Origin of the sequence: Nocardia pseudobrasiliensis NBRC 108224 (genome assembly GCF_001613105.1) — a bacterium.
GTDB classification, from domain to species: Bacteria; Actinomycetota; Actinomycetes; order Mycobacteriales; family Mycobacteriaceae; genus Nocardia; species Nocardia pseudobrasiliensis.
This window is the reverse complement of sequence record NZ_BDBS01000016.1, coordinates 55,162-75,651: the sequence shown is the minus strand read 5'-3', so window position 1 is coordinate 75,651 and position 20,490 is coordinate 55,162. Positions and strand designations below refer to the sequence as shown.

General features: G+C 64.2%; 19 protein-coding genes and 1 tRNA gene. 10 read left to right on the top strand and 10 right to left on the bottom strand.

Features of this window, described 5'->3' with window-relative positions; all coding sequences use genetic code 11:
• Positions 1–114: 114 nt before the first annotated feature.
• Positions 115–726 (bottom strand): hypothetical protein, encoded by a 612-nt coding sequence (locus tag NP4_RS15210; protein ID WP_067998153.1) that lies wholly within the window; start codon positions 724–726, stop codon positions 115–117.
• Positions 727–1,208: 482 nt separating this feature from the next.
• Here NP4_RS15210 and NP4_RS15205 point away from each other — a divergent pair, with 482 nt between their 5' ends.
• The 6 genes from NP4_RS15205 (at position 1,209) to NP4_RS15180 (ending at position 11,072) form a co-directional block, all read left to right on the top strand.
• On the top strand, positions 1,209–2,804 hold the full coding sequence (locus NP4_RS15205; RefSeq protein ID WP_156524914.1) for an N-6 DNA methylase: 1,596 nt from the start codon (positions 1,209–1,211) through the stop codon (positions 2,802–2,804).
• 35 nt (positions 2,805–2,839) lie between these two features.
• On the top strand, positions 2,840–4,795 hold the full coding sequence (locus NP4_RS15200; protein ID WP_245997851.1) for a type I restriction-modification system subunit M: 1,956 nt from the start codon (positions 2,840–2,842) through the stop codon (positions 4,793–4,795).
• Positions 4,792–6,027 carry a restriction endonuclease subunit S gene (locus NP4_RS15195; protein WP_082875879.1) on the top strand — a complete coding sequence of 412 codons (1,236 nt, stop codon included), beginning with the start codon at positions 4,792–4,794 and terminating at the stop codon, positions 6,025–6,027. Before NP4_RS15200 ends, NP4_RS15195 begins: the two co-directional genes overlap by 4 nt.
• On the top strand, positions 6,024–9,173 hold the full coding sequence (locus tag NP4_RS15190) for a type I restriction endonuclease subunit R (protein WP_067998148.1): 3,150 nt from the start codon (positions 6,024–6,026) through the stop codon (positions 9,171–9,173). Before NP4_RS15195 ends, NP4_RS15190 begins: the two co-directional genes overlap by 4 nt.
• A 23-nt stretch (positions 9,174–9,196) precedes the next feature.
• Positions 9,197–10,780 carry a serine/threonine-protein kinase gene (locus tag NP4_RS15185; RefSeq protein ID WP_067998147.1) on the top strand — a complete coding sequence of 528 codons (1,584 nt, stop codon included), beginning with the start codon at positions 9,197–9,199 and terminating at the stop codon, positions 10,778–10,780.
• Between the two features lie 100 nt (positions 10,781–10,880).
• Positions 10,881–11,072 (top strand): hypothetical protein, encoded by a 192-nt coding sequence (locus tag NP4_RS15180; protein ID WP_067998146.1) that lies wholly within the window; start codon positions 10,881–10,883, stop codon positions 11,070–11,072.
• 643 nt (positions 11,073–11,715) lie between these two features.
• Here the strand turns inward: NP4_RS15180 and NP4_RS15175 are convergent.
• The 4 genes from NP4_RS15175 to NP4_RS15160 form a co-directional block, all read right to left on the bottom strand.
• Positions 11,716–11,789, bottom strand: a tRNA-Met gene (locus tag NP4_RS15175).
• A gap of 64 nt (positions 11,790–11,853) precedes the next feature.
• Positions 11,854–13,170: a class I SAM-dependent methyltransferase gene (locus NP4_RS15170; protein WP_067998144.1), complete on the bottom strand. Its 1,317-nt coding sequence runs from the start codon at positions 13,168–13,170 to the stop codon at positions 11,854–11,856.
• The gene (locus tag NP4_RS15165; protein ID WP_067998142.1) at positions 13,167–14,594 is read right to left on the bottom strand and encodes an FAD-binding oxidoreductase; all 1,428 of its coding nucleotides are present in this window, start codon (positions 14,592–14,594) and stop codon (positions 13,167–13,169) included. Before NP4_RS15165 ends, NP4_RS15170 begins: the two co-directional genes overlap by 4 nt.
• A 302-nt stretch (positions 14,595–14,896) precedes the next feature.
• Positions 14,897–15,397, bottom strand: coding sequence for a GNAT family N-acetyltransferase (locus NP4_RS15160; protein ID WP_067998189.1), 501 nt, complete (start codon positions 15,395–15,397; stop codon positions 14,897–14,899).
• A gap of 114 nt (positions 15,398–15,511) precedes the next feature.
• On the opposite strand from NP4_RS15160, the gene NP4_RS15155 reads away from it, so the two are divergent.
• Entirely contained in the window at positions 15,512–15,946 is a 435-nt protein-coding gene (locus NP4_RS15155; RefSeq protein WP_067998188.1) for an SRPBCC family protein, read from the top strand.
• Between the two features lie 10 nt (positions 15,947–15,956).
• Here NP4_RS15155 and NP4_RS15150 read toward each other — a convergent pair whose 3' ends face one another.
• Genes NP4_RS15150 through NP4_RS15140 form a run of 3 tightly spaced genes read right to left on the bottom strand, consistent with a single transcriptional unit; the run spans position 15,957 to position 17,766 of the window.
• Positions 15,957–16,304: a VOC family protein gene (locus NP4_RS15150; protein ID WP_067998140.1), complete on the bottom strand. Its 348-nt coding sequence runs from the start codon at positions 16,302–16,304 to the stop codon at positions 15,957–15,959.
• Between the two features lie 16 nt (positions 16,305–16,320).
• A complete protein-coding gene (locus NP4_RS15145; protein WP_067998138.1) occupies positions 16,321–17,133 on the bottom strand; it encodes a MerR family transcriptional regulator in 813 nt (270 codons plus the stop codon).
• Positions 17,134–17,181: 48 nt separating this feature from the next.
• Positions 17,182–17,766, bottom strand: coding sequence for a hypothetical protein (locus NP4_RS15140; RefSeq protein WP_067998137.1), 585 nt, complete (start codon positions 17,764–17,766; stop codon positions 17,182–17,184).
• Positions 17,767–17,892: 126 nt separating this feature from the next.
• Here NP4_RS15140 and NP4_RS15135 point away from each other — a divergent pair, with 126 nt between their 5' ends.
• From NP4_RS15135 to NP4_RS15125, 3 genes are read left to right on the top strand one after another with little or no spacing between them, the layout of a single operon-like run.
• Positions 17,893–18,228, top strand: a complete 336-nt coding sequence (locus NP4_RS15135; protein WP_067998135.1) for a YbaB/EbfC family nucleoid-associated protein — start codon at positions 17,893–17,895, stop codon at positions 18,226–18,228.
• A gap of 12 nt (positions 18,229–18,240) precedes the next feature.
• Complete coding sequence (gene recR, locus NP4_RS15130) at positions 18,241–18,849, top strand: recombination mediator RecR (RefSeq protein WP_062512076.1); 609 nt, start codon at positions 18,241–18,243, stop codon at positions 18,847–18,849.
• 53 nt (positions 18,850–18,902) lie between these two features.
• Positions 18,903–19,520: a LysE family translocator gene (locus NP4_RS15125; protein WP_067998133.1), complete on the top strand. Its 618-nt coding sequence runs from the start codon at positions 18,903–18,905 to the stop codon at positions 19,518–19,520.
• A gap of 3 nt (positions 19,521–19,523) precedes the next feature.
• On the opposite strand, the gene NP4_RS15120 is transcribed toward NP4_RS15125, so the two are convergent.
• Together NP4_RS15120 and NP4_RS15115 are read right to left on the bottom strand one after the other, a co-directional pair.
• Entirely contained in the window at positions 19,524–20,168 is a 645-nt protein-coding gene (locus tag NP4_RS15120) for a hypothetical protein (protein ID WP_067998131.1), read from the bottom strand.
• The gene (locus NP4_RS15115; RefSeq protein ID WP_067998129.1) at positions 20,165–20,353 is read right to left on the bottom strand and encodes a hypothetical protein; all 189 of its coding nucleotides are present in this window, start codon (positions 20,351–20,353) and stop codon (positions 20,165–20,167) included. The genes NP4_RS15120 and NP4_RS15115 overlap by 4 nt, the downstream gene beginning before the upstream one ends.
• Positions 20,354–20,490: the final 137 nt, after the last annotated feature.

Sequence of the window (20,490 nt, the reverse complement as noted above, 5' to 3'; positions counted from 1 at the left end):
CCAAATCCCAGGCGCTGACCAGCGATTTCATCGCCGATCAGCGACCGTGGACGACAACGACAGCTTCTCCGACACCGGCCACTCAGTGCCAGAAACATTCACGACGACATAGGGTCAGCTATCGCCATCGTTCGTAGCTGCGCGGCCCAGCTTCATCGCAGGACACGGATCACCCCTGCGCCCTGCCCGGCGGGTGTGTCGCCGACAGCTCACAGCGCGACCCCAGCAGAAAGCTGCAATACACGCCGTTGCACGCCTTTGCTGGTTCGAGCCGCCCCGGGGGCATGTACGACATCTACACAACCTGTTTCTGCCGTGTGGGCGGCTGTCGGTTGTGGTGTTCACAATGGTGATCTTTTCGGCTTCGTAGGCGATGTCGGGAATGTGGTCGGCGGGCAGTGTGATGGTGTTGGTCACCTGGTCGCGGTCGTCGTGCAACCGGATGGCGAGCTGGGCGATCTCGAATAGTTTGCGTAGCAACGGTTCCGGCGCGGCGGGGAGGTTGAGCGCCAGGTAGGGCAGGGCGTCGAGTAGTGCGGTGTCGGCGGCGCCGGGGCGATGCGGTTCGGTGTCGTCGTCGGCGTCGAGCGTGGCGATGACCGACAACGCGGCGGTCTTCTCGGCGTCGAGGTCGTTGTAGGTGCCACGCATTCCCTGCACGAAGGGGTCGTCGGGGTCACCGTCTTGGCCTCGCCGCAGGATCGAGTTCTGCTGGCGTTGGGACAACAGGCTTCTCGATCGCGAGCGCGGCGGCATTCGATGCCGCCGCGACGCTCGTGCAGGTCGCGAAGTCGGCGAGCGACCAGCTGGTCAGATGCCATCCGGAACACGCGACGCACTCGTTAAACCACTGCTCCCGCCGCTGGTCCGCGGGACGGCCAGCTTGGACCAATTGCGGATCTTGCCGGTCGTGCATCGCGTGGCTGGGAGCGAAGGCAGCGGTTTCCGGAGGTCGCGGCCGTGATGCGCGGTCAGCTCGGGGTGGCAGCCATGCCGGCAGTGTCCGCGATGCTGGCCTGTGATGCGAAGGGGGGCGCTTGCTCATATCCGGCGTCCCGGAGAGGAGGAATTGAGGCGGCGGCGCTGGCGGACCGCCTGATGCAGCAACAGCAGCATAGGCGTGAACGTAGATAGCATATGTCAACAATTATTTAGCATCTAGGGCTGTGAATTTGCGTACACATCTCTCGATGTGTACGGTCGTGGAAATGAGCTTCGACGAACCCGACGCATTGACAGCGGCCGCCATCGCGCGGCTGGCTGGCGTCGGCCGCGCCGCGGTTTCGAACTGGCGCAAGCGCTACCCGGACTTCCCGCAGCCAAATGGCGGAACCTCAGCCAGCCCGACGTTCTCCCGCGCCGAAGTCGAGGCTTGGCTGGCCGCAACCGGGAAGGCCGAGCAACTTGCGACGGCCGGTCGCACCGATACCGGCACCCACCTCCTCGATGCCCCGGAACCTGAGACCATCGACGAAACGCGACTGTCCCCGGAACAACTCTTGGCCAGGGTCATCGCGTCACTGCTGCCTCGCGCGACAGCCGCGGAAAAACTCGTGAACACCGGAGATCTCGACGTACCCGTCGTCATCGACCCGGCGCATGGTTCAGGCGCCTTTTTGGAGGCTGTCGCCGACAGGTTCGGCGACCGGATCCAGGCGGTCGGTCGGAGCCCTCTCGGCGTCGCCGCCGGTGCGGTCTGCGTCCCGCCGCTTGACCCGCCGAAACGGGCATCTGAGCGGTTGGACGCTGGGACAAGCTGGGAGTTCGGCGAGCCCACCGGTCGCGATAGCGAGCTGGCCTGGGTGCAGCAGTGCTATGCCTACCTGCGTCCGCGTGGCGTCGCCGTTGTCGTCGTCTCCGCCCGGACCTGCTTCCATGCCTCGGGTCAGCAAATTCGCGCCGCCCTGGTCCGCTCCGGTGTACTGCGTGACGTGATCGCGCTGCCGAAGGGCATGGGACCTTCGCCGGACACCGAGATCTGTCTCTGGGTGCTTCGCCGCCCCTACGGCACGCCCGATTACGCCCCTGTACGCATGGTCAACCTGTCCTGGGTCGTCGACCCGCGCGATTTGCCGTACCAGTACGCGGCGTGGCAGCAGCTCTTCACTGACGCCTCGCCGGAAATTTCCCGGTCGGTCGCGCGTGTGGAGTTGCTCGACGGCGACACGAATCTGCTTCCGTCGCGTCATGTTGTGGCCAGAGTTGAGGCCGACGCCGAGGACATCGCCAGCGTGACCCGGCGTCTACAGGCCCTCTACGCGCAGGTTGGGCAGGGCCTTCCCCGATTCGCCGATCCCGACTCTCCACCCCGGCACTCCACGGTGACCATCGCCGAACTGGAACGAGTCGGCGCGCTCACCATCCGCACGCGGGAAACCACCCCGCGCGCCGGTGACGTGCTCATCCGGACCCTCGGTCGAGCTCCGATCGTCGCCACCGGTTCCTCATCGGACGAGGCAGGCGTGTCCCAGGTCATCGAGGTCGACCTGGCTCGGATGGACCCGTATTTCGTCGCGATCTTCCTTCGGGCCGATGCCAATACGCTGCCCACATCCAATACAATCGGCGTCCTCAGCCGCGACGATCTGCGGCGCTGCCGCCTTCCTCGACTGCCGCCGGTGGAGCAGCGCCGCTACGGCGCGGCGTTTCGGCAGCTATTGGAGCTGCGTGACGCGCTCTCCGCGCTCGCTGCGGTGAGCGCGAACGTGATCGACCAGACCCTCCATGCCCTGACTATCGGCGCTTTGGCTCCAAAATCGTTACCTATCAACAAAACTGACAACATCAACTCGAACCGAAGGTGACACGAGGCATGACCTCAGGACCCACACACCAGAAGATGGCGAACGACATCTGGTCCGTCGCCGACCTGCTGCGCGGCGACTACAAGCGCCACGAGTATGGACAGGTGATCCTGCCGTTCACGGTGCTGCGCCGGCTCGACGCGGTAATGGCCTCCACCCGTGAGGCCGTCCGTGAACGTGACGTGAAACTGGAGGCGAGCGGCGTCCAGAACAAGGAGAAGGTGCTGGAGCGAACGGCGAAGCTGCCGTTCTTCAACGTCTCTCAGCAGGACTTCGGCACCATCGCGTCCGATTCGACGAGCGTGGCGAAAAACCTGCGCGACTACATCAAGGGCTTCTCCCCGAACGTGCGCAAGCTCCTCGAGCGGTTCGACTTCGACAACCAGATCACTAAGCTGGCGAGCGCGAAACTGCTGTATCAGGTGATCGGCCGGTTCGCGGCGATGAAGGACCTCGACAAGCTCGACAGCCATGACATGGGCTACGTCTTCGAGCATCTGATCCGGCTGTTCGCGGAAGCCTCCAACGAGACCGCCGGTGAGCACTTCACTCCGCGTGAAGTCATCAAGCTGATGGTGAACTTGCTCATCGCCCCCGACGCGGACACCGTCGCCGGTGAGGGCCAAGTCATCAATATCCTCGACCCTGCCTGCGGCACCGGCGGCATGCTCACCGCCGCCGAGGAACACATCAAGGCGATCAATCCCAAGGCCGAGGTATACCTGTACGGCCAGGAGATCAACCCCGACGCGTGGGCCACCTGCCAGTCGGAAATGCTGATCCGCAGCCAGCCCGGCGAGGTCGTGTTCGGCAACTCGTTCAGCGAAGACGGCTTCAAGGACCGGAAGTTCGACTACATGCTGTCCAACCCGCCGTTCGGCGTGGAATGGAAGAAGGTCAAGGACTTCGTCGAAGCCGAAGCCGAACTCGGCTTCGCAGGCCGCTTTGGCGCGGGCACCCCCCGCATCAACGACGGCTCGTTCCTGTTCCTGCAGAACATGATCGACAAGATGGAACCGGTCGAAGGCAAGGGCTCCCGCCTCGCGATCGTCTTCAACGGCTCCCCGCTGTTCACCGGCGCCGCCGGATCCGGTGAATCCTGTATCCGCCAGTGGATCCTGGACAACGATCTCCTGGAGGGCATCGTCGCGCTACCGGACCAGTTGTTCTACAACACCGGCATCTCCACCTACTTCTGGGTGCTGTCCAACCGCAAGTCGAAGCGCTTGCGCAACAAGGTGATCCTGCTCGACGCCCGCGACCAGTGGGAGAAGATGCGCAAGTCGTTGGGCGACAAGCGCAAACAAATCAGCGACGCCCAAATTGACCACATAACGAAGATGTACGTCACCGCCGTCGACATTGCCGCCGACTCGGAGCACCCGGACCACACCAAGGTGAAGATCTTCGGTACCCGCGACTTCGGGTACACCCATATCACCGTCGAGCGCCCGCTGAAGCAGCGCTTCGAAATCACCGAAGACACCCTCGCCGCACTCGAAGACGCGAAGCCGCTGGCGAAGTGGGCCGACCGCGACGACCTGGTCGCTGCCCTGCGTGGGCTGACCGGCTCGGTGTGGTGGACGAAGAACGAAGCAGCCAACGCCATGAAAGCCGCCGTCAAGGCTGCTGACGCGACCTGGCCGAGTACCGCTGCGTTGCAGAAGGGTTTGTGGGCCGCGGTGTCGATCTCCGACCCCGACGGCGAGGTGCAGACGGCGAAGGACGGCTCGGTCCTGCCGGACCCCGACCTGCGCGACTACGAGAACATCCCGCTGGACGAGGACATTGACGAGTACTTCGCCCGCGAAGTGACGCCGCATGTTCCGGATGCGTGGATCGACCGCGACAAGGACAAGGTCGGGTACGAGATCCCGTTCACGCGGCACTTCTACGTCTACACCCCGCCGCGGCCGCTGGCGGAGATCGACGCGGAACTGCGGGAGCTGGAGGAGCAGATTCAGAAGCTGCTGGGGGAGGTGACGCGGTGAGACTGAAGGACGTTGCGCACATCAACCGATTTGCGCTACCGGAGTCGACCGACCCTGGTTACGAATTCAGGTATGTTGACGTATCGGCGGTAAATGAGCTGGGTGACATCACTATTCCAAGAGAACCTGTCCGCTTTGAATCCGCCCCTTCACGTGCGCGTCGGTACGCCCCGAACGGCGGAACTATCGTTTCGACGGTACGCACCTATTTACGTGCCATCGCCAAAATTCCCCATACTGACGAGCCGCTTATTTTTTCGACAGGATTCGCGGTACTTGAGGCTAAAGAGTTGGCAGATGACCGGTTTCTCTCATACGTTTGCCGGTCAGACCCGTTCGTCAGCGAGGTGGTCGCGCGTTCGGTTGGTGTGAGCTATCCGGCTATCAACCCCGGCGACCTTGGCGACGTAGACGTACTGTTGCCTCCGCTCGACGAGCAGCGCCGCATCGCCGACTTCCTCGACGCCGAAACCTCGCACATCAGCGCACTGATTTCAATTATGGCGAAGCAGGACGAGTTACTGGCGCATAAACGTTTGCGGCTGCTTGATCGGGTGTCTGTGGACTCGGCTGACGCTGCTCGTCTCCGGCTCGGCTACATGTGCGAACTGATAACGAGCGGTTCGCGCGGATGGGGAGGCTACGTATCTGAAAAGGGAGCCGTATTCTTTCGTAGTGCCAACCTGTACTCAGAACGAGTCGAACCGAAACTCGACGATTTAGCGTTTGTCGACCTTCCTCAGTCAGCGGCACAAGAGGCGAACCGCTCACGAATCGGCCCAACAGACGTGCTGGTGGGTATCACTGGAGCCAACGCCGGCTGGGTCGCTCTGTCGAACCAGGTGACGACCGGAGGCTACGTAAGCCAGCACGTCGGCTTGATCAGGCCGGACAAGAGCCGAATCGACAGTGAATGGCTTGCCTATCTGTTGGCGTCACCATCCGTTCAGAGCAGGCTGATGGGCAACCAATACGGTGGAACCAAGACGCAATTGTCGCTACCGGATCTCCGGGATTTGCCCGTGCCGGTAATCTCGATTGAGGAGCAGGCTGCGCTGGCCAAATCGGCACAGGCCGACTTGGCTGCGGTTGACAGCCAGCGAGATCTGCGTCAAAAGCAACTTAAGCTGCTCTCCGAACGCCGTCAGGCTCTGATCACCGCGGCCGTCACCGGCCAGATCGACGTCACCACTGCCCGCCGCTTCACCCCGTCCGAAAGCGTGTCCGTATGACCCCTGGCGCTCACACCGAGCTGGCATTCGAACAGCGTGTTGAGGCGGAGCTTCTCGACCGTGGATGGTCCCGTGCGCAGGGAACGTTCGACGTCGAGCTCGGCATAGACACCGGCGAGATGTTCCGGCTCATCGGTGCCACGCAAGGCGATACGTGGAACAAGCTTGTCGACCGTGCGGGTGATGCGAACACCGCGCAGCGGGAGTTCGCGCGCTTGGTTGCGGCCGAGATTGACGCGCGGGGCGTGTTGGATGTTCTGCGGCAGGGGGTGCGCACCAAGGGCATCTTGATCAACCTCGCATATTTCCGGCCGGGGCACACCCTCGCTGCGGATGCGTTGCGCGAGTATCGCCGGAACGTGCTGACGGTCGCTCGGCAGCTGCATTACAGCAAGCGTCATCCGGACAAGTCGTTGGACATGGCGTTGTTCGTCAACGGGCTGCCTGTGGCGACGGCGGAGCTGAAGAACCCGAACACGGGCCAGAACGCTGACCATGCCATCGCGCAGTACCGGGATGACCGCGATCCGAAGGAGCCGTTCTTCGCGAAGCGCACCCTGGTGCATTTCGCGGTGGATCCCGATCGGGTGTTCGTCGCTACGCAGTTGCAGGGCAAGGACACTCGGTTCCTGCCGTTCAACATCGGGTCCAACGGGCCGGGTGTGTCCGGCGGTGCCGGGAATCCGCCGGTGGAGCTGGGTTCGGGGACCTATGCGGTTGCCTATCTCTGGGAGCAGATCTGGGATTTCGAGAACTGGCTCGAGCTGTTGCAGCGGTTCATTCACATCAAGGTGCCGGATCGCAAGGGCGTCAAGGCCAATCCGCACACCGATCCGCGGATCTTCCCGCGCTACCACCAGTGGGACGCGGTGCAGAAGATGGTCGCCGACGCGCGGGACAATGGTGCGGGGCATAACTACCTGATTCAGCATTCGGCAGGCTCGGGCAAGTCGAATACTATTGCGTGGCTTGCGCATCGGCTGTCGAATCTGTTCGACGCGGCGAATCAGCTGGTGTTCCAAAAGGTTATCGTGATCACCGACCGTGTCGTGTTGGACCGGCAATTGCAGAAGACGATCTTCCAGTTCGATCACACGCCGGGCGTGGTGAAGAAGATCGACGAGGATTCGACGCAATTGGCGGCGGCACTCGGGGACAGCACGTCGAAGATCATCATCTCGACGCTGCAGATGTATCCGTTCGTGCTGGGGAAGATCGCCGACATGGATCTCGCCGCCCTGCGGTACGCGGTCATCATCGACGAGGCCCACTCATCGCAGGGCGGCGAATCGGCGATCCGGCTCAAGCAGGCGCTGGGTGCCAACGCGGTGCCCCGTGAGGAGGACGAGGACGACGCGGAGTACATGACGCGGGTGCGGGGCAAGCAGCCGAATCTGTCGTACTTCGCGTTCACCGCCACGCCGAAGTCGCCGACGCTGAAGCTGTTCGGGCGGTTCGCCCCTGACCGGGTGCATCCACGTACCGGCGAGCAGGGCATGTACGTGCCGTTCCATATCTACTCGATGCGGCAGGCGATCGACGAGGGCTACATCCTCGATGTGCTGGCCAACTACATTACCTACGACACGAAGTGGCGGCTGAACAACGTCGCCGTGGACCAACAGGAGTCGGGCCTGGGGAACCCAGAGGTCGACAAGGCGAAGGCGAAGGCCAAGCTTGTTCGTCTGGCCGAACTGCACCCGACGGCGGTGGATCAGCGGGCCAGGCATATCGTCGACGATTTCCGGGAGCACGTTGCAGGGAAGCTCGGCGGCCGGGCGAAGGCGATGGTGGTCACGCCCAGCCGCATGCATGCACACGATCTTTACCAGGCGATGCGCCGGTACATCGAGCTGCGCGGATTCACCGACTGCGGAACGCTGATCGCATTCTCGGGGCAGTTGGAGATAGAAGAAGGGCTCGAAGTCAGCGAGGCCCAACTCAACGGATTCCCGGAGAGTCAACTCCCCGACAAGTTCGGCTACGTCAAGGCCGACGATCCGCAGGCAGCAGCGCGCAACCAGAACGAATATCGCCTGCTCGTGGTCGCGGAGAAATATCAGACCGGCTTCGACCAGCCGCTACTGTGCGGCATGTATGTGGACAAGCCGCTGACCGGTGTCACCGCGGTGCAGACCTTGTCGCGGCTCAACCGGATTCACCCGTTGAAATCCCAGGACGACATCCACATCCTCGACTTCGTCAACGACGCCGAGGACATCAAGAAGTCATTCGCGGACTGGTTCGAGGCCACCATCACCGAGCCGCCGCAGCCGGACATGCTCTACACAAAGCAGCGTGAGGTGATGGAGTTCGGCGTGCTCGTCGCGTCGGAGATGGACGCGTTCGTGACTTTGCTCAAGGCCGCGTCGCCGGGCCGCATGTCGGATCCCGCCGAAAGCAAGCTGCACGCCGACCTGCACGAAGCGCTCAAGCCGGCGCTTGATCGTTTCGTCAACCTGGAGACCGACGACGAGCGGGAAGGCTTCCGCGCGGCGTTGAAGAACTTCGTGCGCGCCTACAATCTGCTCGCGCAGATCGTCGACTGGCCGGACGCTGAGCTGGAACGTCTGTACCAGTTCGGTCGGATTCTCTTGATTCGGCTGCCTGGCAGGCCTTCCACCTCTGTCGACATCGGCGACGCCGACTTGAGCCACTACCGGCTCGAATTCACGGGGCGGCACAACGTGTCGCTGGCACCGGTCGGCGACCGCGACGTTCGAGGCCACGCCGCCGATGGCGGCGGTTACAAGGAGCCGGATGTCATCCCCCTGTCGGAGATCATCGACGAGCTCAACCAGCGATTCGGTCTTGATCTGGGCACCAGCGATGAAATCCTGGTGAACCAGCAGGTAGCCGGACTTGTCGAGGACGTTGGCATGCAGCAGATCGGTCTCATGAACGACGAGGCTCGTTTCGCCCAGGTCGCGAGCGACCGGCTCGACGACATCGTGGCCGAGAACGCCGAGCGCAACACCGAGTTCATGAAGTTGTACTTCGACAACGACGAGTTCCAGCAGGCGATCAAACAAGCCGCCGCGAAGCGGGCGTACCGCATCATCAATGCGCCGGCCCGCGACGAGGCCCTCGCGCGGTTGCGTGCGGAGATGGACCGCGCCACCGTGGATCGCATGCGGGAAGAATGAAACCGAACCGGGGGTAGATTGCGATGACGGACGAACTGGTGGCAGGCAAGCGGCTGCTGGCGGGCCGCTACCGGATTGACGGGCTGCTGGGCAGCGGCGGCATGAGCGAGGTGTTCTACGGATGGGACGAGCGGCTTGATCGCAAAGTGGCGATCAAGCTACTCAAACCGCCGTCCGGGCCGGTGCCGTCGGGACCGGTCAGTCCGGAAGCTGTGGAAATCCTCGAGGCTTTGGAACGGGATCGGAAGCGGTTCGTGCGGGAAATCCGCACCACCGCACGGCTGGAACTGACGGGAACACCGGCCGTTTATGACACCGGGGTCGAGACGCGGGCCGACGGCACCACCCAGTTGTGGCTGGTCATGCAGCTGCTTCGTGGCAAGACACTGCAGACGTTGCTCGACCACACCGACTTCGTGGACAGTCAGCCGAGCATCGCATGGGCCGCGTCCATCGCGGCCCAGATTGCGGCGGTGTTGTCCGAGGTGCACCAGGTCGACATCGTGCATCGGGATATCAAGCCCGCCAACGTGATGATCGTCGACGGCGGGCTGGTCAAGCTTCTGGATTTCGGCATCGCGATCCTGCACGGCAGCGGGGCGTTGCCGCGGCTCACACAGATCGACCGCACCGTGGGAACGCCGCCGTATATGTCGCCGGAGCAGTGGCTCGGTCAGGTGGTGACATCCGCCTCGGACATCTACTCGCTCGGCTGCCTGCTATTCGAGCTCCTGACGGGAGACCTCCCGTTCCTGGGCGTCGACGGGGCCGTGCGATCGCAACATCTGCAGTCCAGTGCGCCGTCCGTGCGTTCGCGCCGCCCCGAAATACCGCCGGACCTGGATGTCCTCGTGACAGCGATGCTCGATAAAGACGCAACGAAGCGGCCCTCCGCGCTGACGGTATACGGCACGCTGCTGCCATTTGCCATGGTCGCCGACGATGGCCGAGCCGGAAGCCAGGACCCCGACCCCACAGGCCCATTTCGACGCCCGCTGGTGAACTCGATCGCTGTAGCGGCGTCAACCGATAGCGGTGCGGAGCTCACTGACGACGAGGTGCATCAGCTGTGGGACGACATTGATCTGGCATTGAAGGAGGACCGTCCCTCCGAAGCGGTCAGCTTGCTGGAAGACAGTATCGCGCGCGCGGGTCACGACCCCGCATTGGCGCTAATGCTACGGAAGGAGTTGGCCGCGGCCCTGTACGTCTGCGGTGAATTCGGTCGAGCAGCGGCGCTGTTCGACGAAGTCGGAGAACAGTACCGCAGACTTCGTCCGCCTTCCGATCCCGATGTTCTCAGCTGTGCCCTTCAAGCGGGCCACGCCTATGCCCAGATCGGCAAAGCCGAGAAGGCCCTGCCACAGCTGCTTTTCTTCGTTCACAATGCCGCAGCGGGGGATGGCGACCAGCTCCATGTGGTGCTCGAAACGCGGTTCGTCATCGCCCAGCTGCGCGCCGCGACCGGGCGTGTCGACGAGGCTCTGGGTGACTTCGATGCGTTGCGACCTGATCTGGTCAGCGCCTTCGGCGCAGCGTCAACGCACGTGCGCAACCTTGACAAGCAAGCCAAACGACTCCGACAGGCGAAAAACGGGACATGGTGAAGGAAGCCTGAATCATGCTCGCCAAAATGGAGATTCGAGGCTGCAAAACCTCCTCGACGTACGCGTCGAGCCCCCTGCTTGGACCGCCAGCGCAAACGGCATGCGGAAGCCCGACGAGCTGGCCGACGCCGACCTGGACGTAGTCCATGTGCACCAGGCGTATCTCGGCCGGGAGCACCGGATCGGTCTCGACATCCTCCTCGACGGCAAACCGGCCACCGCCGACCCCCGTCGGACCATATCCATCTTCTGCATGCCATCGTCGGAGATCTGCACACCCACCGCTTCATAACAGGCGAAACAAGGACGGCCGCAGCAGCTTCCTTCACCGATCGGGAGCTGATCGACCTGTGCGCCCTCACCGGCGCCTACCGCACCCAGCACCCACTAACCCGAGCTGCGCCCAACCCCGAACCTCGGCCGCGGAGACAGCAATGACCGAACGTCCCACACCTTGATTGATGCGCTCGATCGTCTGATCGTTCGCTGGGACCTGCTTCGCAGTCGGCGCGCCGGCTCGTCGCCCAGCCACCATGTGGTGGAGTCACCGTGTACCTGAGTCCACTGGAGTCAGCTGCTACGACGACCGCCGATGAACCCGCCGAGTTATCGGCATGTCGGCGGAAATTCGCAGCTCACAGCGAGTGGGATTCGTTGAAGATGCTGTACGAGCCCCACCACAGATTCGAACCGGCACAACAGCTTCGCCCGGCACCCCGCCATAAGCCATGCGATCACAGGGTATGCAACCCAACGATCACAGTCCCATTCGTCCCATGTTGTCCGCTGGAAATCACCTGGTAGACCTATATTTCACCGTATTTCCGAGGCTGACCGAGATGACCGTTTCGGCGTGATGCCAACGGCGCTGCCATCAACCTCGACAAAGGTTGAAGGCCGTCCTGAAACCTGTTGGTCAGGACGGCCTTTCCTAGTAGCGGGGACAGGATTTGAACCTGCGACCTCTGGGTTATGAGCCCAGCGAGCTACCGAGCTGCTCCACCCCGCGTCGTACGGACCACTCTACGGGGTCGTGAAAAGGGGTCTCGACGCGGGGTCGGTTTTGTTGTGGCTCAGGCCTTCCACCAGGGGCGCAGCGGGACCGTCCACTCCTCGTTCGGGCCCAGGCGCATGCCTAGGACCTGGTGGAGCTGAACGACGTTGCGCTGGAATCCGAGTCGGCAGCCGGCCATGTACAGGCCCCAGACCTTGGCCGTGCCCTCGCCGACCTCCTCGACGCAGGCATCCCAGTTGGCGACCAGGTTCTTGCACCACTCGTGCAGGGTCAGGGCGTAGTGCGGGCGCAGGTTCTCCTCGTGGACGACCTCGAGGCCGACGTTCTGGATGTCGGAAATGATTCGGCCCGAACCGATCAGCTCGCCGTCTGGGAACACGTAGCGGTCGATGAAGTCACCGGCCTTGGTGGTGCGGGTGTTGTCCGGGCGGGTGATGGTGTGGTTGAGGAACAGGCCGCCGTCGCGCAGCTTGCTCTGGATGAAGCCGAAGTAGAAGGGGTAGTTGTGCACTCCGATGTGCTCGGTCAGACCGATCGAGGACACCGCGTCGAAGCCGGATTCGGGGACATCGCGGTAGTCGGAGTGCCGTAGCTCGGCCAGCTCGGCCAGACCCTCCTCCTCGATCTTGGCCTGGCCCCACTCGGCCTGTTCCTTCGACAGCGTCGCGCCGATCACCTTGACCCCGCGCCGGGCCGCGTAGCGCACCATGCCGCCCCAGCCGGAACCGATATCGAGCAGCCGGTCGCCCGCCTTCAGATTGAGCTTGTCGAAGACCAAGCGGTACTTGTTCTCCTGCGCCTGCTCGAGGGTCCAGTCCTCGTCCTCGTAACAGGCACAGGTGTAGGTCATCGACGGACCGAGGACGTACTCGTAGAAGGTGTTGGAGACGTCGTAGTGGTGGTGGATCGCCTCGGCGTCGCGGGCCTTGGAATGCCGCAGGCCCTCCAAGGCAATGCGACGCCAGCGCGGCAGCGTCTCCTGCGGCGGCGGCGCGATCGGCTTGAGCGCCTCCCAGCCGAGCGAGCGCGCGATGGTGACCAGCGCCAGCGCCGAGGGGCGATGGAACTTCAGATCGCTCATCGCCTTCAGAATGTCGTAGGGGTCACCGGGGTGCACCCCCTCGGCGGTCATATCGCCGGAGATGTAGGCCCGGGCCATGCCGAGATCGCCCGGTGCGGTGGCGATGTAGTTGATGCCGCGCGGAGTCTTGATGTCCAGCTTGAACTTCGAGTCCTCCGGGCCGGTGCTCGAGCCGTCGTAGGCGGAGAATCGAATCGGCACCTCGCCGTCGACGAGCGTCTCGAAGATCTCGGCAATGCTGAGTTTGGTTCCCAGCTCCGCGAATACGTCGGAGCGATCCTTGAACGTGGTCACTTGCGTTGCACCGCCTTCGAATACAAATCCAGCAAACGATGATCGGGGTCGTATCGTTTCTTCAGTTCGGGATAGACGTCGCCGCCGTAGAGCCGGGCGAATTCATCCTCGTCGTAGTACGCATCGGAGTACAGCGATTTGTGGCCGTCCAGCTCGCTGACCTTGCGTTCGATGGCGCGGTTGGCCGCGCCCTCCGGTTGGCCGGCTACGGTCGGAACCGCCGACCAGAAACCGACATTCACGTAGGTGCGGCCGGGTTCCAGCGGATACAGCGGCCAGGGGCGTTCGGTACTGTCGTCGCGCAGTCGCAGCGGGCACAGCCACAGCGGTTCGATCGGGATCTCGCGCAGGAACCAGCGCAGGAAATCCGCGGTGCGTTCGAGGGGCACCTCGATGTCCTGCACCACTCGTTCGCGCGGCGGATTACCCTTGCGGGCCTCGATCCGGTCGGCGATATCGTACTTGTGATCCAGCGCGATGAGCTTCCAATAGAAGCTGGAGCGCCGATACGGTTTCGGCCAGAATCGGCGGATCTTCGGATTCTGCGTACCGAAAGCCCGTGAGCACCAGAACCAGTCGGTGTCCCAGCGCCACAGATAGTCGTGAATCGTCAGCCGGTCGCGCTTGGGTTCGGGCGAATCGTGCTGAATGGACCGGTAGTAGACGTCCATTCCGGTGTAGTCGCTGACCGGGCCGGGCTCATCGGTCTGACGACCCAGGATCAGATAGCTCTCCTCGGCGGTGAATACGACACCGTCGAGATAGTCGACCCGTTCACCCGCGTGGGAGCGGTCGGCGATGATCCGCGCCATCGCGGTCTCGAGTTCGCCCAGATCGTGGAATCGCACATGTCGCAGCGCCACATAGGGCGGCACCGATTCCAGCTCGATCTTCAGCCGCGTCGAATAGCCGAGCGTGCCATAGGAATTGGGGAAGCCGCGGAGCAGGTCCGCGTGCTCACCGTCGCGGGTGGCGGTGATGATCTCGCCCGCACCGGTCAGCACGTCGATCTCCAGGACCGATTCGTGCGGCAGGCCGTTGCGGAACGAGGACGACTCGATTCCGAGGCCGGTGACGGCGCCGCCGAGGGTGATGGTCTTCAGCTGCGGCACCACCAGCGGGGCGAGCCCGTACGGCAGTGTCGCGGCGACCAGATCCTCATAGGTGGTCATCCCCGCGACATCGGCGGTCTTGGCCTGCGGATCCACCGCGATGACCTTCGTCAGGCCCGAGACGTCCAGGCCCGGCGCGGTGTTCTTCGCGCGGGCGCGGAACAGATTCGAGGTCTTCTTGGCCAGCCGGACATTGGCCTCGCGCGGAATCGCGCGATAGCTGGCCAACAGTCGGTCCACCCCCGCCCGGTGCGCGGCAAAACCTGATTCGTGTGCGGCCGGTGCGCGTCCGGCCTTCCCCAACAGACTCACTGCCACCCCCTGACGCTATCTCGCACCGTTTGCGGGGGCCACCGTGAGGGTGCCTACGGGCCGGATTCTTCACCCATATGTTGCATAGCGTTCCGATAGCCCGGCAGCTTCTCTCACCCGGAGATGAATCTCCAGGTCAAGTCGACGTTTTCGGTCGGAACGAGACGGCCGTGCCACACCTGTGGAAACGGCGCAGGACCGACCGTGTGTCGGGTACATGCACCCGGCCGGGGTTTTGGGAGTGTTGTCACCTTCCGCATGGGAATATGCGCGTGCGGGATTTTGCTGAAAGGTTATTCGGGCTACTCGGCCAGTCGCTTGCCGAACCAGTGTTGCGAGTAGGGGCTCCGGTTGTAGGACTCGATCTCGGTATAACCCAGGCGGGTGTACAGCGTCCGCGCCTCGACCAGATCGGTGCGGGTATCGAGCACCATGCGACGCGCTCCCAATTCGCGTGCCGCCTCCTCGGCGGCGGCCACCAGCAGGGCCGCGCCACCGCGGCGTCGCATCGCCTCGATGACGAACAACCGCTTCAATTCCGCGGTATCCGCGTCGAGCAGTCGCACCCCGGCCATTCCGCCGACCTGGCCCGCGCGGCGCGCGATGAGCAACAAGCCGTCCGGCGGAACGAAATCCGTGCCGGGATCGGCCGCCACCTCGCGTTCGAGTTCGTCCGGATCGGTGCGCCGCCCCTCGTACAGCAGATACCAGCGATCGCTGACCTCGGTGTAGTAGGCGCGCCACAGGGTTCGGGCGGTGGGCGAATGGGGGAGTTCCGGCGTGATGGTCCATTCCCGGCTCATCGATCCCCCCGTGTGATTCCGGCGACGCTGGTGATCCGACTCCCCGAGATCGCGGCGTAGCATAGCCCGGCGGCAGGGTAGGTGGACAGCGCCGATTCAACCAAGGAGCTCACAGTGGGACAGGTCAACGCCTCCAGTTCGGTCGTCGTTCCGGCGGATTCGCAGCGCGCGCTCGAGGCGATCGCCGATTACGAGACCGTGCGGCCGCGCATCCTCACCTCGAACTATCACGATTACAAGGTGCTCGAGGGTGGCAAGGGGGCGGGTACGGTCGCCGAGTGGACGCTGCAGGCCACCCAGAAGCGGTCCCGCAACGTGCACGCGGTGGTGTCGGTCTCGGATTCGATGGTTACCGAACGGGATTCGAATTCGACGATGGTGACGACTTGGACGGTTACGCCGTCGGGCACCGGCGCGCTGGTGACGGTGCGCACCAGCTGGAAGGGCGCGGGCGGCGTGGCCGGATTCTTCGAGGGCATCTTCGCGCCGTTGGGGCTGAAGAAGATTCAGGCCGAGATGCTCGAGAAGTTGAAGGGCGAGCTCTCCTGAGCCGTATCTCCTAACCCTGGGCGATATCGAACAGATTGCCCTCCGGATCGGCGAGGGTGGCCCACCGCAGGCCGTATTCGTCGAAATCGCCGATCCGCTCGGCGCCCAGGGCGATCGCCCGCTCGATCTGTTCGTGCCAGTCGGGGGCGGACAGATCGAGATGGACGACATTCTTGCCCGGGGTCTTGTCCGGCACCGCGATGAACATGAGTGTGGGCGCGGGGCCGCCGCGGCCGATGGTGGCGAAGTACTGATTGCCGTCGGGATCGACGGGCCTGTCCAGCAGCTGGGACCAGAATTCGGCCAGTACGGTCGCGTTGTCGCAGTCGAAGGTGATGTTGCTGAGGGTGAGTGCCATTGTCTTCCTTGCCTTTCTAGAGCCGGCCGATCGGCCAGCAGACCTCGGTGCGGTAGGTGGTCTCGTCACCGGATTCGGCCGGACTGACGAGGTAGGTCTCGCGGATCGGTTCGAACAGGGCCGAATCGTGTTCGGCCACATGGCTTCCCAGCGCACCGTAGGTGCGATCGAAATCGTCGAACGGGCCCGTGTGTACGGCGATGGCGAAGCGGCGGGCCGGGAGTTCGGTCACCGCGTCGGAATCGAAGGCGGTCCGGTCGGCAGGGGTGATCGGGACGTACGCCACGACCTCGCCGATATCGTCTTCGAAGAATTCGGTCGAATAGGTGGCCCCGCCCGGTCCGGCGGGGACGATGCCTCGCGCACCGAGCGTGCCGTACAGCGACGGAAACGCGGTCCCGCACCATTCGCCGCAGTCCACCCGGGCCACCCGCGTGCGTAAGGCCAGGGCGGAAAAGGCCAGGACGGAACGGTATTCGACCTGGATGGGAGCGGCGGGTAGCAGTAGCGCCCGCAGCGACGCGACGATGTCGCGGGTGCGCAGCAGCTGCTGCTCCATCCGTTCCAGATGTCCGCGCAGCGCGGCATCGCGGGCGGCCTGATCGGGTGCGGCCAGTACCGCCCTGATCTCGGGCAGCGGCATATCCAGTTCGCGGAGGCGGCGAATGAGATGCGCCTGCGCGACCTGGTCCGTCCCATAGCGCCGGTACCCCGAGACCGGATCCACCGCCGCGGGGGCCAGTAGCTCGACCTCGTGGTAGTACCGCAGGGTCTTCACGCTCAGACATGTGAGCCGAGCGAACTCACCGATGGAGACTGTCGCGGTCATGCCATCGAGAAAACACCCTCCGGTAATGGGAGGGTCAAGCGACGTGGCCTAGCGGGTGAGTACGAAGGTCAGCAGCTGTGGGGTTTGCAGGACGCCGCGCCAGTAGGAGTAGCCGAACCAGACGCCCGGGGCGATTTCGCGGACCTCGTCCCAGATCGGGGACAGGATCGAGGGGGCGTAGTCGAAGGCCCAGGCCGGGCGGCCGTCCATGCGGGACGGGGCGACGTAGACATTGGCGGGGAAGCCCTCGATGCCCGCGGCGGTGACGCGGTTCATCAGGCGGCCGCCGTTCGGGCCGGTGTAGAAGTTCTTGCCGATCCAGAACGGTGGCGCGATCGCCTGCACGATCGGCGGGCGCGTCACCCATCCGTTGGTCACGCCGGTGGGCACGCTGCCGCGGGGTGAGTTGCGGAAGATCTGATCCTGTTGTTCCGGTGTGCATCTGCCGCGCAGCGAGTCGACCGTCGCGGCGGGGTTGTAGTCGTAGATCACACAGCCGCCCCCGTGATCGACATCGGCTCTGGCGGTTGGTGTTTGGATCGCCGCGGGCGCCACGGCGAGCAGCGTCGCCAGACCGGCGGGCGCTACCAGGCGCAGCAGGGATTTACGGAAAAGGTCACGGTCTACACGCATTACTGCCTCCACCGGGATCGCCCGACCCGCTTTTGATGGTAGGTCGCTATGACCGGGCCGATAGGGTGGTAGACCCAACCGTGACTACGCTGGTACGTAACCACTTCCCCCGAGAGAGGACAGGCCGTGCAGCCAGGTGGAGATTTCGACATGGGAGCGTTGCTCCAGCAGGCCCAGCAGATGCAGCAGGCGGTGCTCGAGGCGCAGGAGCAGATCGCGGCCGCCGAGGTGCCGGGTGAAGCGGGCGGCGGCCTGGTGAAGGTGACCATCCGTGCCACCGGTGAGGTGCTCTCGCTGCAGATCGATCCGAAGGTCGTCGATCCCGAGGATGTGGAGACGCTGCAGGATCTGATCGTCGGCGCGCTCAACAATGCGATGACCAAGGCGCAGGAGCTGGCCGCGGAGAAGTTCGGCCCGCTGGCCGGTGGCGGCGGCATCCCCGGCCTGCCGGGTCTCGGATAGAGGACGGAGCATTTGTACGAGGGTCCGGTTCAGGATCTGATCGACGAATTGGGCAAGCTGCCCGGCGTCGGTCCGAAAAGCGCCCAGCGCATCGCCTTTCATCTGCTGTCGGTGGAGCCGCCCGAGATCGATCGGCTCCAGTCGGCGCTGCAGAAGGTGCGCGACGGGGTGCGGTTCTGCGCGGTCTGCGGCACGGTCTCCGATGGTGAGCTGTGCCGTATCTGCGCGGACCCGCGACGTGATCGCACCATGATCTGCGTCGTCGAGGAACCCAAGGATGTGCAGGCCATCGAGCGCACCCGCGAATTCCGCGGGCGCTATCACGTGCTCGGCGGTGCGCTGGATCCGCTGTCGGGCGTGGGCCCCGATCAGTTGCGCATTCGGGAGTTGCTGGCGCGCATCGGAAATCAGGTCGATGGCGTGGACGTGACCGAGGTCATCATCGCCACCGATCCCAATACCGAGGGCGAGGCCACGGCCACCTATCTGGTTCGAATGCTGCGCGACTTCCCGGGGCTGTCGGTGACCCGCCTGGCCTCGGGTCTGCCCATGGGTGGCGATCTGGAGTTCGCCGACGAGTTGACGCTGGGCCGGGCCCTCTCGGGGCGGCGGGTTCTCTGAGCCGGGAGAAATAGGGCTGGGCTCGGCTCGCGGAAGCGGTTACTCTCCGCCTGATGAGCCTCGCGTTTCTGCTGACAACCCTGGTCATCGTCGCCACTCCCGGCACCGGCGCGCTGTACACCCTGGCGGCCGGACTGAATCGAGGCACGCGGGCCAGTCTCGTCGCCGCCTTCGGCTGCACACTGGGCATCGTGCCGCATATGATCGCCGCCGTCACCGGCCTTGCGGCACTGTTGAATACGAGTGCCGTCGCGTTCCAGACATTGAAGTATCTGGGCGTGGCCTATCTGCTCTATATGGCGTGGGCCACGTTCCGCGACAAGGGAAGTCTCGCTGTCGAGGACGAAAAGCCCGGCGCCGCTCCGTCATCGCTGCGGGTGATCGTCTCCGCGATTCTGGTGAATGTGCTCAATCCGAAGTTGACCATCTTCTTCTTCGCGTTCCTGCCGCAGTTCGTCAGCACCACCGAGCCGAACGCCATGGCGCGCATGCTGGAACTGAGCGGGGTCTTCATGGCCGTCACCTTCGTGGTGTTCGCCGCCTACGGCGCGTTCGCGGCGGCGGTCCGCACCCACGTCATCGACCGTCCGGCCATCACCATCTGGACGCGCCGCGTATTCGGCGCGTCCTTCCTCGCCCTGGCCGGTCGGCTGGCCGTCACCGATCAGTAGCGATCAGAATTCGACCGGTTGCCAGTCCTGTGCGTCGAAGCGGGCGCGATCGCCGGTGGCCCAGTCCCAGATCAGCTCGGCCACCACGTTCGCGTCCGCGGTATACGTGCCGAAGTGGCGGTCGGGGGAGCCGTCGCGGTATTCGACGGTGTAGCGGCCCGCGTCGTCGCGGTAGGTCTGGATGTAGTGGTGCGGTTCGCGTTCGGCGATCAGATAGGGATTCGGCGCGTCGAGGGCCGGAATCCACAGGTCGAGCAGGGGGCGGGTGAGATACGGGAATTCCCCCGCCCCGCCGTGGGTGACCGCGAGCGGGATGTGCCCGGCCGGATCGATCAGCCAGGCCAGCTGCGGATCGTAGACGGCGTAGCCGCGCGGGGTGGCGAGTTCGAACAGCAGGGCGCGCAGATGTCCGATGGCGTCGTAATCGCTCGAAACATGCAGCACCGCACCGGTATCCATACCGCCCACCGGCGCGTCGGCCAGGAAGGCGTCCTGTTCGGGTAGGGCGTCGTTGCGGCGGTTGAGCTCGGCCGCGACGGCCGCCACCGGCTCCGCCTCGGGCAGGCCCAGCTGGCCGGTCAGATACGCGTCCACCTCGGCGGGTGTCGACGCGACGCCGGAGGGCAGCAGAACCTGGTCGTAACTCACCCGGCCAGGCTACGCGGCCCCGTAACCGTCTCGGTGACCGCGCACCCGCAGCCACCGGCCACGTCGAAGCAGTCGATGACGAAGGTGTGCCGGGCACGGTCGGAATCGAGGCAGTCCGGTTCGGTGCATTCCACCGACCGATCGGTGTGCACGATCAGGGTGCCGTGGCATTGATCGATGAGCATGAGACCTCCTGTGCGAACGTCCCCTTCGGTCATACCACCGCGGGCCGACAGGCTCGAGATCTCCGCCGCGTGTCGCGGTCGTGAAACTTTCCGCGTTCCAGAATGGAATCACACCTGCCGGTTCGCCGAAATCGGTC